Consider the following 13,627-nt stretch of genomic DNA (forward strand, 5'->3'; position numbering starts at 1 on the left):
TGAAACGAATATATCAAGCTGTGGGAAATCATCGCGGGAACCTGAGCTTGAATTTGGAATTGATGATGCGCAGGATGGGCAAAACCGATCCTCGTTCATTTCGTGCGGAGAGTTTCATGTCGATCGTATTTGGGAAATATTCTCTGTCCATCGCCGCAGTCATGGTGTTTGGCGCTGCCGCTGTATTGCCGGCCGGTGCGGCCGATCTCGTTCGGGGCTATTATCCACCGACGGCAAAAAGCCAGCGGCATTATGTTCGCACCGCTTATGCCAATGAGGAATGCGGTCTGTTGAAGGTCACGCAATCCGGATATTCGCGGATCGTCCGCATATGTTCGCCGGTGCTCGATCTGAGGCCTGCTCCGACGAGAGGCACTTCGAGCGGCGATGCCGGCAATGGATCGTCCTTCACTGTTACGCAGCAGTAAGCCCCTTTACCGGCAATAGCGATAACCACCGTTTCGCTCGAGGATGTCCAAGTGAAGATGGTCTTCGTGCGATGCGTCACTGCCCGGTGACAGGACGGTGGTGAAGTGCAGGCATGCTCCGGCAGTGGCGGTGCGCTGGAATGCGCCTTCCAGCGTCGAATCTTCCGTTCTCGGTTTCATCTCGATCTTTTCGCCATTGTCGAGCTTGAAGGCTGCAACATCATAGGCGTTGCCGCGAGCGTGTTCGGAAATCTTTCCGGTTGATGCACTGTTTCTTAAACGGCACTGGTAGGTAGAGCCGGGTACGAGGCCGACGATCTTGCGGCCCGGCATGGCGATGGTCATGGCGGGCTGGACCGTGTCTTTCAGCCAGTGGGCCATGGTAAGCGCCGTCTTGCAGCGCATGGTCGCGCCGCCGAGATCGACGCCGGGCAAGACTTCCGCCACATCGATCGGATGCTCGATGCCGCAGCCATTGCCGTCGTCGATAGGATCGTTGGTTTCGAATTTTGCACCGATCGCCTTCAGGTCAGCAAGGCAAGCCTGCAGCTCCTGTGGATCCTCTTTTACAAGAGGCGGGGGAGGCGGTGTCTCGGCCTTTTCCGTTTCGCCTGCCTCATCCTGCTTGCCGTCAGGTTCTGTTTCAGCCTGAGCGGGTTGTTTCTCTGCTGGCTTCTCCGGTGATCCGGGTTCGGCGCCGTCCGATCTGGCGGCCGCGGTGTCGGTTTCGGGCTTGGGAAGCGGTGTGGGAACCTCGGCCTCGCGCGTCGGTTCGGTGGCGGTCGAGGGTTGTTCGACGACTGGGGGCTTGGTTTGGTCTTCGGTCTCCGGCTTTGCAGGTGAAGAAGCGGCTTTCTCGTCGGGCTTGGCGAGGTCGGACTGCGCCGGTTTGTTTTCAGCGCTATTCGTCTCGGGTGGCGCTGCCTGTTCTTCGGACTTCCGGTTTTCGGCCTCGCCCAGTTTGTCCGCAGGCAAAGGCGTCTCGGGCGTCGCCTGCTGTGCGGTTTCGGCCGGTTTTTGAATGGGTAAGGGAACGGATGCGAGCGGTGGCGGTTTGGGGATGGCATTGCGCGACGTGTTGCGGCTACGGGTTCTCGCCTTCTCCCTGGTCGAAGACTGTTTGCGAATGCCGGTATCCTTGAGGAAGCGGTCGATGACGTTGACCTCGACGATTTCGGCGCTCCTGCCCGGCAGGGCCGGCCGTTCGGGCGGTAAGGCTGCACCAAGCATGAGAGGTGCGGCAAGCGCGATGAGTAAGGTTGACCGCTTCATTCCCTGTCTGTCCTCCGGGCCGGTTCTGCACTGTGCTTCGGCGCAACGGATGCCGGGCGAGAGGGGCAACGCGGATCGACCTGTTTTGGTCGCATCACAGGACAATATTTTTGTGCTTGCGCGGTATGTCCTGCCACGCTAACAATTCCGCCCATGACGATTTCGATGAACAACAACGGTAACTGGTGGTGGGCACGCTAACGCGGCCTTGACCAGTCATGTCCATCGACAAGACCAGACCAAGCCGCCCGAGAACCGAGGCGGCTTTTTTATTGGCCGCTTTGCGGGAACCGGGCGAACCAGATCGAAGAGGCAAGGGCATTACAATGGTGACGATCATTCGCGAGGACGGTTCCGAGACCTACGAGACGCGAGGCGGCATAACCGTCAGCCGGGCTCGCCGTCCGGCGGAATATGCAACGGCAATCTCGTCTTATGTCGACAGGCTGGACGAGCGCCGCGGTGCTGTCTTCTCGTCGAACTATGAATATCCGGGCCGTTACACGCGCTGGGACACGGCGATCGTCGACCCGCCGCTCGGGATCACCTGCAATGGCCGCAAGGTGTGGATCGAGGCCTATAACGAGCGTGGCGAAGTCCTGCTCGGCTTCGTTGCCGACAGGCTCGCCGGTGTCGAGGACCTGACGCTTGGCGAGCGGACAACCCGCCGCCTCGACCTCACAGTTAACCAGCCCTCTCGCGTGTTTACCGAGGAAGAACGTTCGAAGATGCCGACGGTGTTTACCGTTTTGCGCGCAATCGTCGATCTTTTCTATTCCGAAGCCGACTCTGCGATTGGCCTGTTCGGCGCCTTTGGCTACGATCTTGCCTTCCAGTTCGACGCGATCAAGCTTGCCATGCAGCGGCCGGAAGACCAGCGCGACATGGTTCTGTTCCTTCCCGACGAGATCCTCGTCGTCGACCACCATGCGGCCAAGGCCTGGATCGACCGCTACGATTTCGCCACGGGTGGAGTGACGACCGAGGGCAAGGGCCAGGACATCGCGCCCGATCCGTTCGTGCGCACGACGGTGACGCCGCCGAAGGGCGATCACAAGCCGGGTGAATATGCCAAGCTCGTCACCGAGGCGAAGGAGAGCTTTCGTCGCGGCGATCTGTTCGAAGTGGTTCCCGGCCAGAAATTCATGGAACGGTGCGACAGCAAACCTTCGGAGATTTCCAACCGGCTGAAGGCTATCAACCCGTCGCCCTATTCCTTCTTCATCAATCTCGGCAACCAGGAATATCTGATCGGCGCATCGCCGGAAATGTTCGTGCGCGTGTCGGGCCGCCGGATCGAGACCTGCCCGATTTCCGGGACGATCAAGCGCGGCGAAGATGCGATTTCCGATAGCGAGCAGATCCTCAAGCTGTTGAATTCGAAGAAGGACGAGTCGGAGCTGACGATGTGCTCCGACGTCGACAGAAACGACAAGAGCCGCGTCTGCGAGCCGGGTTCGGTAAAGGTGATCGGTCGCCGGCAGATCGAGATGTATTCGCGGCTCATCCACACCGTCGACCATATCGAGGGCCGCCTTCGGCCGGACATGGATGCGTTCGACGGGTTCCTCTCCCACGCATGGGCCGTCACCGTGACCGGTGCGCCGAAACTGTGGGCGATGCGCTTCATCGAAAGCCACGAGCGCAGCCCGCGCGCATGGTATGGTGGGGCGATCGGCATGGTCGGCTTCAATGGCGACATGAATACGGGCCTGACGCTCAGGACCATTCGCGTCAAGGACGGGATTGCCGAAGTGCGCGCCGGGGCGACATTGCTCAACGATTCGAACCCTGAAGAGGAAGAAGCAGAAACCGAACTGAAGGCATCGGCCATGATTTCAGCCATTCGCGATGCGCGCGCCGGCAATTCCGGCAAGGTTTCCCGCGATGTTGCCCGTGTGGGCGAGGGGGTGAAGATCCTGCTCGTCGACCACGAGGACAGTTTTGTTCATACGCTCGCCAACTATTTCCGCCAGACGGGGGCGACGGTTTCCACCGTGCGCACGCCAGTGCCGGACGAGGTGTTCGACCGGATCGATCCCGATCTCGTCGTGCTGTCGCCCGGACCGGGCAATCCGAAGGATTTCGACTGCAAGGCGACGATCAAGGCGGCGCGGGCGAAGAACCTGCCGATTTTTGGCGTGTGCCTCGGCCTGCAGGCTCTTGCCGAGGCTTATGGCGGGCAGCTTCGGCACCTCGCCATTCCGATGCATGGCAAGCCGTCGCGTATCCGGGTGCTGGAGCCGGGGATCGTCTTCTCCGGCCTTTCGAAGGAAGTGACGGTCGGCCGTTATCATTCGATCTTTGCCGATCCGGCGACGCTCGACCGCGATTTCATCATCACCGCGGAAAGCGAGGATGGCACGATCATGGGCATAGAGCATGCCAAGGAACCGATCGCTGCCGTTCAGTTCCACCCGGAATCGATCATGACGCTCGGCGGCGATGCCGGGATGCGGATGATCGAGAATGTCGTGGCGCATCTGGCCCGCAAGCGTGAGACGAAGGCGGCGTAATATGACTGATGCAATCCGTATCGAGCCGATACGGGAAGACCATGTCGAGGGGTTTCGCGATGCCCTCGACATCGTGGCGCGTGAACGGAAATACCTGATCTTTCTCGAGGCACCGACGATCGAGGCGATGCTGGCCTTCGTTAGGGGCAATATCGCCGGCGGTCATCCGCACATGGTGGCCGTGGCGGACGGCAAGGTCGTAGGATGGTGCGATATAAGGCGTGGGAGCCGGGATGCCGAGGCGCATTGCGGCACGCTCGGCATGGGCATCATTCCCGGTTATCGCGACCGTGGGCTCGGCAGGCGGCTGATTACCGCCGTGCTCGATGCCGCAAGGGCGGCTGGCCTGCATCGGGTGGAGCTCAACGCACACGCGGACAATTTTCGTGCCATCGCTCTTTACGAGCGGGTGGGCTTCGAGCACGAGGGAATTGCCCGCCATGCGGTTAGGATCGACGGACATTATATCGACAGCGTCAAAATGGCGTTGCTCTTCGAGTGACAGTAACTCGGCGCCTGATTACGTTCGTTGTTGGGCCGGACTTGGCTCAGCCAGGTGACAGGCCCATGGCGCGCGTGGTCTCGTTGACGATGCCGAGGCGCGCCTCGATGACCGCGATCTTTTCCGGCGTATCGGCACAGGACGTTTCAATGTCGATGAACAGCTGCTCGCAGCCGCCCGGCGTCACTATGGCAAACATCTGGCCCGGCTCGTCGCTTATGTTTTTCCAGCTGTGCCGGATGTGGGGTGGCAGGGCCACCACCGTGCCGGGTGGCGCATCGAACTCTTCCTCGCCGCACTGAAAGAGGTAGTGGCCGCGGACTACGCGGAAAATCTCGGTTTCGCGCGTGTGCATATGCGGAGCAGGACCTTGGCCGGGCGGCGTAAAGGTTTCCCACATGCCGAAGGCGCCGTTGGTTTCGGCTGCCGTGGCATGAATGACGATCTTCGCGCCGAACGGTGTTTTTGCTATCCGCTCATCGTCCGGGCGAGACACGATCGCCGTCTGAAAGATCGACATGCCTGCCTCCTTTGCTCGTGCCTCTTTTATCATGGAGCTGACTGGCGGTTAATCCTTGCGTTTGACGACCCGAAAATTCATGTCGCTGCGGATGGCAAAGCCGAGCGAGCGGTAGAGGCCGACAGCGCCTTCGTTGTGCTTGTAGGCATGGAGGTAAACGGTTTCTCCGCCGGCGGAAATCTCGCCGGCGACGAAGCGCAGCATCAGTTTGCCGAGACCGTTGCCCTGGCAGTCCGGGTGGACGCAGAGGCCGCTCAATTCGGCAAAACCCGGCTGACGCATGCGCTGGCCGCCCATGGCGACGAGCCGGCTATCGATGCGGATACCCCAGAAGGTGCCGAGCGACTGCGCCTTCAGCGTGAACGGGCCGGGCTTGGTCAGGGTTGCGAGCGCCAGCATATCGGCTGCATCATGTTCGCCCAGTTTTACGATGCGAGGGTCTTCGATGCGCTCGAACGGCTTGTCGGCCAGCATCTGCACCAGCGTGGCATCGATGATGGTCTCAAAACCGGGAAGGGCGGGGATCGGCCCCGCTTCTACGAGAGCCATGCTTTCGCCGGCCAACGGCAGGGCCGTGATTGCGATGATGCTTTCCGACGTATCGTCCTGCATCGCGGCGAAGGGCACGATTGAGGGGGCGTAACGTTTGGCGAGCGGGGTGCCTTCGGCGAAGGCCAAATGGACGGTGGCCAGTGCGTTCCAGGCTGGGCGATCGAGGAGATGGGTCATTTCGTTTCCTTGTCTTTATTCATGCGCTCGATCAGCGGGCGGTGCTTGAGGCCGTCTTCGATGGATGCGAGTTGTTCCAGGAAGGAGCCGTCGAGATCGGTGCAAAGGTTTCTGACCGCGGCCTCGACGCCCGGCCAGACTTCACGGGTGGAATAATCGACGAGATCCTGTCCTGCCTTGGTCAGCGAGACCTGCTTGCGGCGCTGGTCTCCATCGCTGACGGACAGGTCGAGCAATCCTGCCTCCGCCAACTGGCCGATCGTGCGCGTGGCGCCCGGCTGCGATATGCCAATGACATCGGCAAGTTCCCCGACCGTCAGCGGCCCGTTGCGGTCGATCGCTGCAAGAAAGGGATAATGTGCTGCAGGCAAATCGATGCCATGCTGCTGCATGATCAGCTGGGTATTGGCCTGCACCATTTCCCCGAGGCGGCGAAGCCTCGTTCCCAAGGTAAGGTAACCGAAGTCTTTGACGATGTCGTGAGGCATGCATACCTCTCCATGATTTTGTATAACAAGTTATATAAATTGTTATGCTTTCTTGCAAGGAGATTTGATCCTGAAAGCGCTTTGACAAAACCGACGCTCTGCGGCATATGCTCACTCATCCGAAACCGCTGCTGCGAGACCGCTCGCCGTGGCGGTTTCGTCGTTTCAGGGCATGGCTTCTGCAAGTCATTCTCACCAGCAAAAAGGCGTCTGGATAATGGCGCAGCGAATGAAGGACAAACCGGTGAACACGGCGCTTAACAAAGATCGAGCCATCATCGAGCGGCTCGCATTCTGGGGTATTCCCATCTCGATCGGGGTGATGGGGCTCAAGATGCTGGCTTGGTGGGTGACGGGTTCCGTGGCGCTGCTTTCCGACGGCATGGAATCGCTGGTCAATGTCACGGCCGCATTCATTGCGTATTTCGTCATCCGATACGCGCAGCGGCCGGCCGATCACGATCACCAGTTCGGCCATCATAAGGCGGAATATATCTCGGCGGTTGTCGAGGGTGTGTTGATCATCGTTGCTGCCATCCTGATCATTCAGGAGGCCTGGGGTGCACTCTTCTCGCCGGAAGCCATGCAGGCGCCGTGGCTTGGACTTGCGATCAACGCCGTCGCGGGCGTCATCAACGCCATCTGGGCGACGATCCTGATCCGGGTCGGGACTAAGCATCGTTCCCCGGCGCTGGCGGCCGATGGTCATCACATCATGTCGGACGTGGTGACGTCGGCGGGTGTGTTTGTCGGCCTGATCCTCGCGGTCGTCACCGGTTATGCGATCCTCGATCCGCTGCTCGCCATTCTCGTTGCGATCAACATTCTCTGGCAGGGATACAAGGTGATCTCGCATTCGCTCGGCGGCTTGATGGACAAGGCGCTGGAGCCGGATGAGGAGGCTGCGGTGCGCGATGCGATCACGGCGCATTCCGCTGGTGCGCTCGGGGTTCATGACCTCCGATCCCGGCGGGCAGGAGCGGCCGCCTTCATCGATTTTCATCTGGTCGTACCGGCTTCGATGACGGTCGGTGAGGCACATGATATCTGCGACCGCTTGGAAGATGCGATCAAAGAGGCTATTCCCGGCGCCACACTGGCCATTCATGTGGAGCCCGAAGGTGAGCGCGCCCATGGACAGAAGGTCGAAGTCGAAGGACATACAAGCCTGGAAGGAATGGGCGAATGACGATGACGGATGTCAGCGGGCTGTCGCAGCTCGGAAAACAGGTAGACGCACCGAAGAGCCCGGAAGAGGCCGTGCTGGAGCGTGTGCCGAACAGCAACCAGGGCACGGACTACGTGACGCGCTTCACCGCGCCGGAATTCACCTCGCTCTGCCCGATGACCGGCCAGCCGGATTTCGCCCATATCGTCATCGACTATATTCCCGATGCCTATCTGGTCGAATCCAAGTCGCTGAAGCTGTTTCTGACCTCGTTCCGCAATCACGGCGCCTTCCACGAGGATTGCTCGGTCTATATCGCCAAGCGGCTGGTCGAATTGCTTCAGCCGAAATGGCTGAGGATCGGCGCTTACTGGTATCCGCGCGGTGGTATTCCGATCGACGTATTCTGGCAGACGGGCGCAGTGCCGGAAGGCGTGTGGCTGCCGGATCAGGGCGTACCGACCTATCGCGGACGTGGGTGAGGAACGGTCCGGCGCAGCCGGAGCAATCGATCCAGTGAATCGATTGCAGTGACGAACGCACCGAGCCAAAGCGAGGGGCCGGGATAGGCTGCCGCATTGGCGGAATAAGAAAGCGCCGGAGCATCACTGCCCGGCGCTTTCTCGTTGGTGGCTTTATCGATCAGACGTCGAAGCTATCGTCGTTACTGTCGAAGTCGCCATTGTCCTGATCGGCATCGTCATTCGAATAGCCGGCCTGCTGCCAAGCGTCGTTGTCATTGTCGTTGTTGCCATCGTCCGACTTGTCCGATGCCTCGCGTATCGCGTCGTCGCCATAATAGTTGTTGACGACGGTTTCCTCGACTGCCGGCTGCTCGGAGGCACCGAAGGAGCTGGCGCCGGCGAGCGGGTTGCCGAGACCTGCGCCCGCCATGTGGTTGCTGAAAATGCCTGACAACGAATTGGCAAGCAGCATGCCGCCGGCGACCCCGGCTGCGGTGCCGAGTGCGCCGGTGAGAAAGCTGCTGCCGGCTGACGGTCCGCGAGAGGTGCTGCTGTTCCATGGCCCGGATGGTTGAGGGGCGGATGCCTGTGAGCCATAAACTGGAGGAGCGCGGTAACCATCGTCGTAACCGCGAGGGCCTTCGTAGGTCGGACGGGCGCCCCACGGACCGGAGGTTGGAGCGGACGATTGCTGGACCGGCGCCTGGGCGCGCGATTGCTGCGATCCGAAGATCGAGCTCAGGAAGCCACCGCCCTGTTCCGCCTGGCGATTTTCGCCCTGCGCGGCTTCCAGCTCATGGACGCGGTCTTCCAGCTCCCGGATACGGTTGGATGCCGCTTCCAGCCCCTTTTCCTGAACGACAACCGCCTGGGCCAGGTAATAGGTCGCGTAGGGCTGTTTGCGGGTTTCCTGATCGATCAAGTCTTCCGCATCCCGATCCCGCGGTGTTGCCGAGGCGGTACGGACGCGTTCGAACAGAGAATTGAGAAGCTGGCGTTCTTCCGGTGACATTCTTGCCTCCTTGGGCATTTGGGCTGTCCAAGGAGGTAAGCGGCGATTGCGGCATTTCAAATCGCCGCAAGATTAAATCTCGGTAATGCGCAACTCTCTGTTTGGTGCGATTGCGAAGGCAGAACAGGGTTCAACCTTTGCCGGAATTGCTTCAGCCCCCAAATGCGAGCGACAGGCCGAGAAGCGCGGTGATGCCGCCGAGAATGCGGGCGACATAAGGGCTGAAACGCGAGATGCCGAGGCCTGCGGCAATGCCGGCGAGGTGCAAAAACGCCGTTGCGATGACAAAGCCGGCGCCGAACTGGAATGCGCCTGCAGAACCGAGTTCACCGCCATGGGCATGGCCGTGGAAAAGAGCGAAGACGGCGACGATTGCAGCACAAACGGCTGTCGGCAGGCGAACGGCGATGGCGACAACTAGGCCGAGGGCGATGACGGAGGCCAAGATCGCGGGTTCTACGAAGGGAAGTTCAATGCCCAACAATGCGAGGGCAAAGCCGATCGCCATCGTGCCGACGAATGCCGAGGGAACGATCCAGAGCGCCTTCCTGTTGCCACCTTGAGAAATCTGGGCAGCCCAAAGTCCGACCGCGACCATAACGAGGATGTGGTCCATGCCGAAAAGTGGGTGCGAGAAGCCGGCCATGAAGGAGCCGTGCTCTTCCGGATTGAGATGGGCAAAGGCGGGTGCTGTCGCTGTGGCAAAAATGGCGGCGGAGAGCGAAAGGCGTCTAAACATTATGGTCCCCTCAGATTCTGTCTGACTTTAAAATATGATCGAAGATAGGGCGCAGAGCTTTCCGATGTCCACCACAATTGCCAACTGGTCGCCGAAGGTTTCTACGTCATTCACCTTATAGGCGGCCTTAGTCGTGGCTTGCTGCCACTCTCCATTGTTTTGTGGCCGCGAACACATTATGTCCGATGTTATGAATCCCATGCAGGAGACACTGACTGTGCTGAACGACGAAGACGACAACGACGACAAGACCAAGGAATTGCCGCTCGGCAAGGAAACAGAGGCGAATCTTTTCAAGTCGCGCTCGATCTTCATCTACGGTCCGATTACCCAGGAACTGGCGCAGAAGGTCAACACGCAGCTCGTTGCGCTCTCCGCAGCCAGCGACGAAGATATTCGCATCTATGTGAACTCCCCCGGCGGCCACGTCGAATCGGGCGATTCCATCCATGACATGATCAAGTTCATCAAGCCGAAGGTCTGGGTTATCGGAACCGGCTGGGTGGCTTCCGCAGGCGCGCTGATCTATGCAGCCGCGGCGAAGGAACGCCGTATCTCGCTGCCGAACACGCGCTTCCTCATCCATCAACCGTCCGGCGGCACGCGCGGCATGGCATCCGATATCGAGATCCAGGCACGCGAAATCGTCAAGATGAACGAGCGCCTGATCAAGATCTTTGCCAAGGCCACCGGCCAGACCGAAGAGAAGATCGCCAAGGACATCGACCGCGATTACTGGCTCTCTGCAGAGGAAGCCGTCTCCTACGGTCTGGTCTCGAAGATCGTCACATCTCAGAGCGAAATCTGAGATAGCGCTTCGGATCATTGAAACAGAAAGCCCCGCCAGCTTGCCGCTGGCGGGGCTTTTGTGTTCAAGGTTTGCAAATCTTTCATCTTGCAAGATTGGAGCCGGAGGGCGCCTAAATGGCTTGCCTGCACGGTTACCCGTCGGCACATTGCCGCGCTTGCCAGTTTTCGACGAAGGTTATGAACTCGGCAGCGGCAAGGGGCTTGGAAAAAGCGTAACCCTGCAAGACGTGGCATCCGAGGCCGCGCAGGATTTCAATATGTTTGCCGGTCTCCACGCCCTCGGCAACAATCTCGATATCCTGCGACCTTCCGATTTCGATGATGGAGGCGACAAGTCTGCGCTGGGATGCAGAATCCTCGATCGGCGAGATCAATTTGCGGTCTATCTTCAATCGCTTCGGCCCCAGCTCGATCAGGCTCACGATCGAGGCGTGACCGGTGCCAAAGTCGTCGATTTCGATGTCGATACCGAGCGACTTAAGCCGAGTGATTGCCGTACGCAGGTCTTCATCGTGGTCATCGAATGAGATGGATTCCAGAAGCTCGAAAGACAGGCTGCCCGGAGAAAACTGCAGGTCTGCCAGCCGGTCGAACATGCGGCCGTCCTTTATTCTCTGCGCCGATATGTTGACCGAAAGATGCGGCACATCCAGACCGAGCGCCTTCCAGCGAACGGACTGGAAGAGCGCCTTTTCAAGAATCACAGCATCAAGATCGGCTGCGCGATTCAGGCTTTCGGCAATATCGAGAAAGCGATCAGGTGCAAGAGTGCCGCGTTGCGGGTGTTGCCATCGCGCGAGTGCCTCGACGCCGACGATCTGCAACGTCCGTGCATCAAACTGGGGTTGGAAATAAGGGACGATCTGATCGTGCTCCAGTGCCGTCAGGAACTCGTCCGACATCGTTTTACGAAGCACCGCAGCCATACGCAGTTCGTCGGAAAAGATCTCGAAGCGGTTGCGCCCGCGTTTCTTGGCTTCGTAGAGCGCAATGTCCGCATTGACGAGAAGTTCGCGAGGCTCCTCCATCGATGCCGTCTGGCAGGATATTCCTGCGCTGCAGCCGATACGGCACTTGTGGCCGCCGATTTCGATCGGCCGGGCAAGTGACCTGACGATTGCCTGCGCAAGTTCGCGCGATCGACGTTCGACGCAAGGGCCGCTGGTGGCGATGACGAATTCGTCACCGCCTACGCGTGAGGCGAATTCATCCGGTGTGACAAGGTCGAGGAGGCGTGCTGTCGTCTGCCTCAAAACCTCGTCACCAGCGGCGTGGCCGAACGTGTCGTTGACTTCCTTGAAACGGTCGAGGTCCACGTGGATGAAGGCCAATCGATGGCTCTTTTCCGCCTTGCCGCTACCTGCTTCCATGAACTGGTCCAGAAATCGCCGGTTGGGGAGGCCGGTCAGGGCATCATGGAGAGATTGATGTTCAAGCGTCCGCCGCGTTGCTCTGAGCTGGGCATTCTGTTCTTCTGCACGAGAACGCGCCTCGCGCAATTCTGCTTGCAGCAGCATATCCTTGGTCACATCCCAATTCGCACCCACGATCCGCATTTCGCGGCCTGCCGTGCTATAGACCCTGCCATTTGCACGGATGTATCTTATCTCTCCGGTCGGAGACACGATGCGGAATTGAGTTATGTAAGGAACGCCTTCAGCCACCGTCTGGAGCAGTTCTTCCTGTGCGGCTTGAATGTCGTCCGGGTGGATCGCTTTTTTCCAGTCTTCATAGAAAAATGCGTCCCGATCCGGTGAGCCATAGTACATTTCGCGCATCCGACGATCCCAGATAAGCTTTCCGGATTCGGGATGATATTCCCACACGCCAATGCCGGAGGAGTCGAGGGCAAGGCCGAGGCGATGTGAGACTTCCTCCAGTTCCTCCTCACTCTGCTGCAGTATGATGAGATTACGGTGCCGCTGCCTCATCAGCAAACCAGCCCATATCAGCGGCGCAATGATGCCGATGGCAACCATGGCGGCGTAGATCCGGGATACGAAAATTGCCGGTGGTTCCTGAAGCCATCCCCCTTTGGGGACCGCGGCAAGGTACCATGTGTCGTATCCGAGTTCGATGCGCGTACGCACCGCGTCGTCGACGAAGACTGCGGGATCGCCCACAAAGACATCCTTGACGGAGGGTTGCGGTCGGCGCGCGATAGCTATGTTGAGCGTCTGTTGGTCGGAGTTTATATTGCTGTCCCGATACAAGCGCTCGGCATCGATCACGGCCGAGACAACACCCCAGAAATGACCGTTTCCAATAGAAAATACCGGATAGCGTGCCAGCAGGCCGTGCCCGCCCTGCATGAGCTTCACCGGACCTGCAATTGTGGTCTTGCGCCGTTTTATGGCTTCGAAAACAGAGCCGGACTGTTTCGGGTTGGCGTTATAGTCCTGCCCGATCAATTGCTTGTTTTCATCGAATGGATAAACGTTCTGCACCACGAGGTTTGGAGCCGCTACGACGTTTCGCAATTGCGACGGGACACTGAAGATACGTTCAGACAGGGCGCTGAATTGCGCTTGGGTCATATTCGGATTGGCGGCGATTGCTGCAACAAGTCCCTGAATGAGGTTTACGTTGCCGTGAATTTGTGTTTCCAGGCGAGCGGAAACCTGCGCAAGGCGCTCGGAGGCAACAAGTCTTTGTTCTGCCAGAAAGCGCTCATGCTCTTCGTTGTCCGATTGAACAAATCCGATGGCGACTGCAGCAATGACAACGATTGCGGGAATAAAATAGCTCAGGCCAAAAGCCTTCTGGATCGGCCGCATCGATTTGTCCGAATGAGAAAAAGTAGCCATCGAATATTCCGGTCTCATGATGGCAAAGAGTTGCAGAGAAACTTTAATATTATGCTTTTCTAACCGTCATTTGGCGTGAAATATGGTCACTTTACTGTAGACTGAATATCGCTTCAGTGATTGTCTGCATCCATTCCGTGTTTTGTTTTTCGCTGCGCGCTACAGTTTATGG

13 protein-coding genes are annotated in these 13,627 nt (G+C 59.0%); 6 read left to right on the forward strand and 7 right to left on the reverse strand.

Annotation, left to right across the window (positions count from 1 at the left end):
• Window positions 1-116 precede the first annotated feature (116 nt).
• A complete protein-coding gene (locus tag GGE33_RS04215) occupies window positions 117-428 on the forward strand; it encodes a hypothetical protein (RefSeq protein ID WP_183821357.1) in 312 nt (103 codons plus the stop codon).
• Window positions 429-434: 6 nt separating this feature from the next.
• Here the strand turns inward: GGE33_RS04215 and GGE33_RS04220 are convergent, their stop codons facing one another.
• Window positions 435-1,700, reverse strand: coding sequence for an extensin-like domain-containing protein (locus GGE33_RS04220; RefSeq protein WP_183821358.1), 1,266 nt, complete (start codon window positions 1,698-1,700; stop codon window positions 435-437).
• A gap of 326 nt (window positions 1,701-2,026) precedes the next feature.
• On the opposite strand from GGE33_RS04220, the gene GGE33_RS04225 reads away from it, so the two are divergent.
• Both GGE33_RS04225 and GGE33_RS04230 read left to right on the forward strand, forming a co-directional pair.
• On the forward strand, window positions 2,027-4,216 hold the full coding sequence (locus GGE33_RS04225; RefSeq protein ID WP_183821359.1) for an anthranilate synthase: 2,190 nt from the start codon (window positions 2,027-2,029) through the stop codon (window positions 4,214-4,216).
• A gap of 1 nt (window position 4,217) precedes the next feature.
• Window positions 4,218-4,718: a GNAT family N-acetyltransferase gene (locus GGE33_RS04230; protein WP_183821360.1), complete on the forward strand. Its 501-nt coding sequence runs from the start codon at window positions 4,218-4,220 to the stop codon at window positions 4,716-4,718.
• 46 nt (window positions 4,719-4,764) lie between these two features.
• Here the strand turns inward: GGE33_RS04230 and GGE33_RS04235 are convergent, their stop codons facing one another.
• The 3 genes from GGE33_RS04235 to GGE33_RS04245 are packed head-to-tail and all read right to left on the reverse strand — an operon-like array spanning window position 4,765 to window position 6,455.
• Window positions 4,765-5,238, reverse strand: a complete 474-nt coding sequence (locus tag GGE33_RS04235; RefSeq protein WP_183821361.1) for a cupin domain-containing protein — start codon at window positions 5,236-5,238, stop codon at window positions 4,765-4,767.
• Between the two features lie 48 nt (window positions 5,239-5,286).
• A complete protein-coding gene (locus GGE33_RS04240) occupies window positions 5,287-5,967 on the reverse strand; it encodes a GNAT family N-acetyltransferase (protein ID WP_183821362.1) in 681 nt (226 codons plus the stop codon).
• Window positions 5,964-6,455 carry a MarR family winged helix-turn-helix transcriptional regulator gene (locus GGE33_RS04245; protein WP_183821363.1) on the reverse strand — a complete coding sequence of 164 codons (492 nt, stop codon included), beginning with the start codon at window positions 6,453-6,455 and terminating at the stop codon, window positions 5,964-5,966. Before GGE33_RS04245 ends, GGE33_RS04240 begins: the two co-directional genes overlap by 4 nt.
• Before the next feature lie 229 nt (window positions 6,456-6,684).
• Here GGE33_RS04245 and GGE33_RS04250 point away from each other — a divergent pair, with 229 nt between their 5' ends.
• Together GGE33_RS04250 and queF are read left to right on the forward strand one after the other, a co-directional pair.
• Entirely contained in the window at window positions 6,685-7,644 is a 960-nt protein-coding gene (locus GGE33_RS04250) for a cation diffusion facilitator family transporter (protein WP_183821364.1), read from the forward strand.
• Complete coding sequence (gene queF, locus GGE33_RS04255) at window positions 7,641-8,105, forward strand: preQ(1) synthase (protein ID WP_148145628.1); 465 nt, start codon at window positions 7,641-7,643, stop codon at window positions 8,103-8,105. The genes GGE33_RS04250 and queF overlap by 4 nt, the downstream gene beginning before the upstream one ends.
• Before the next feature lie 160 nt (window positions 8,106-8,265).
• Here the strand turns inward: queF and GGE33_RS04260 are convergent, their stop codons facing one another.
• Both GGE33_RS04260 and GGE33_RS04265 read right to left on the reverse strand, forming a co-directional pair.
• Window positions 8,266-9,099, reverse strand: a complete 834-nt coding sequence (locus tag GGE33_RS04260) for a DUF2076 domain-containing protein (RefSeq protein WP_183821365.1) — start codon at window positions 9,097-9,099, stop codon at window positions 8,266-8,268.
• 151 nt (window positions 9,100-9,250) lie between these two features.
• Window positions 9,251-9,838 (reverse strand): HupE/UreJ family protein, encoded by a 588-nt coding sequence (locus GGE33_RS04265; protein ID WP_183821366.1) that lies wholly within the window; start codon window positions 9,836-9,838, stop codon window positions 9,251-9,253.
• A gap of 178 nt (window positions 9,839-10,016) precedes the next feature.
• Here GGE33_RS04265 and GGE33_RS04270 point away from each other — a divergent pair, with 178 nt between their 5' ends.
• Window positions 10,017-10,646 carry an ATP-dependent Clp protease proteolytic subunit gene (locus GGE33_RS04270; RefSeq protein WP_246435729.1) on the forward strand — a complete coding sequence of 210 codons (630 nt, stop codon included), beginning with the start codon at window positions 10,017-10,019 and terminating at the stop codon, window positions 10,644-10,646.
• Window positions 10,647-10,779: 133 nt separating this feature from the next.
• Here GGE33_RS04270 and GGE33_RS04275 read toward each other — a convergent pair whose 3' ends face one another.
• Window positions 10,780-13,455, reverse strand: a complete 2,676-nt coding sequence (locus GGE33_RS04275) for a bifunctional diguanylate cyclase/phosphodiesterase (RefSeq protein ID WP_183821367.1) — start codon at window positions 13,453-13,455, stop codon at window positions 10,780-10,782.
• Window positions 13,456-13,627: the final 172 nt, after the last annotated feature.

The sequence above is a fragment of the Aliirhizobium cellulosilyticum genome (assembly GCF_014198105.1).
In the GTDB taxonomy this organism is placed as follows: domain Bacteria; phylum Pseudomonadota; class Alphaproteobacteria; order Rhizobiales; family Rhizobiaceae; genus Neorhizobium; species Neorhizobium cellulosilyticum.

Bases quoted from the DNA above. Each gene is read 5' to 3' on its own strand.
- GGE33_RS04250 (WP_183821364.1), top strand. From the start codon at position 6,685: ATGAAGGACAAACCGGTGAACACGGCGCTTAACAAAGATCGAGCCATC.
- GGE33_RS04220 (WP_183821358.1), bottom strand. From the start codon at position 1,700: ATGAAGCGGTCAACCTTACTCATCGCGCTTGCCGCACCTCTCATGCTT.
- GGE33_RS04230 (WP_183821360.1), top strand. From the start codon at position 4,218: ATGACTGATGCAATCCGTATCGAGCCGATACGGGAAGACCATGTCGAG.
- GGE33_RS04235 (WP_183821361.1), bottom strand. From the start codon at position 5,238: ATGTCGATCTTTCAGACGGCGATCGTGTCTCGCCCGGACGATGAGCGG.
- GGE33_RS04270 (WP_246435729.1), top strand. From the start codon at position 10,017: ATGTCCGATGTTATGAATCCCATGCAGGAGACACTGACTGTGCTGAAC.
- GGE33_RS04245 (WP_183821363.1), bottom strand. From the start codon at position 6,455: ATGCCTCACGACATCGTCAAAGACTTCGGTTACCTTACCTTGGGAACG.
- GGE33_RS04240 (WP_183821362.1), bottom strand. From the start codon at position 5,967: ATGACCCATCTCCTCGATCGCCCAGCCTGGAACGCACTGGCCACCGTC.
- GGE33_RS04260 (WP_183821365.1), bottom strand. From the start codon at position 9,099: ATGTCACCGGAAGAACGCCAGCTTCTCAATTCTCTGTTCGAACGCGTC.
- GGE33_RS04265 (WP_183821366.1), bottom strand. From the start codon at position 9,838: ATGTTTAGACGCCTTTCGCTCTCCGCCGCCATTTTTGCCACAGCGACA.
- GGE33_RS04275 (WP_183821367.1), bottom strand. From the start codon at position 13,455: ATGGCTACTTTTTCTCATTCGGACAAATCGATGCGGCCGATCCAGAAG.
- GGE33_RS04225 (WP_183821359.1), top strand. From the start codon at position 2,027: ATGGTGACGATCATTCGCGAGGACGGTTCCGAGACCTACGAGACGCGA.
- GGE33_RS04215 (WP_183821357.1), top strand. From the start codon at position 117: ATGTCGATCGTATTTGGGAAATATTCTCTGTCCATCGCCGCAGTCATG.
- queF (WP_148145628.1), top strand. From the start codon at position 7,641: ATGACGATGACGGATGTCAGCGGGCTGTCGCAGCTCGGAAAACAGGTA.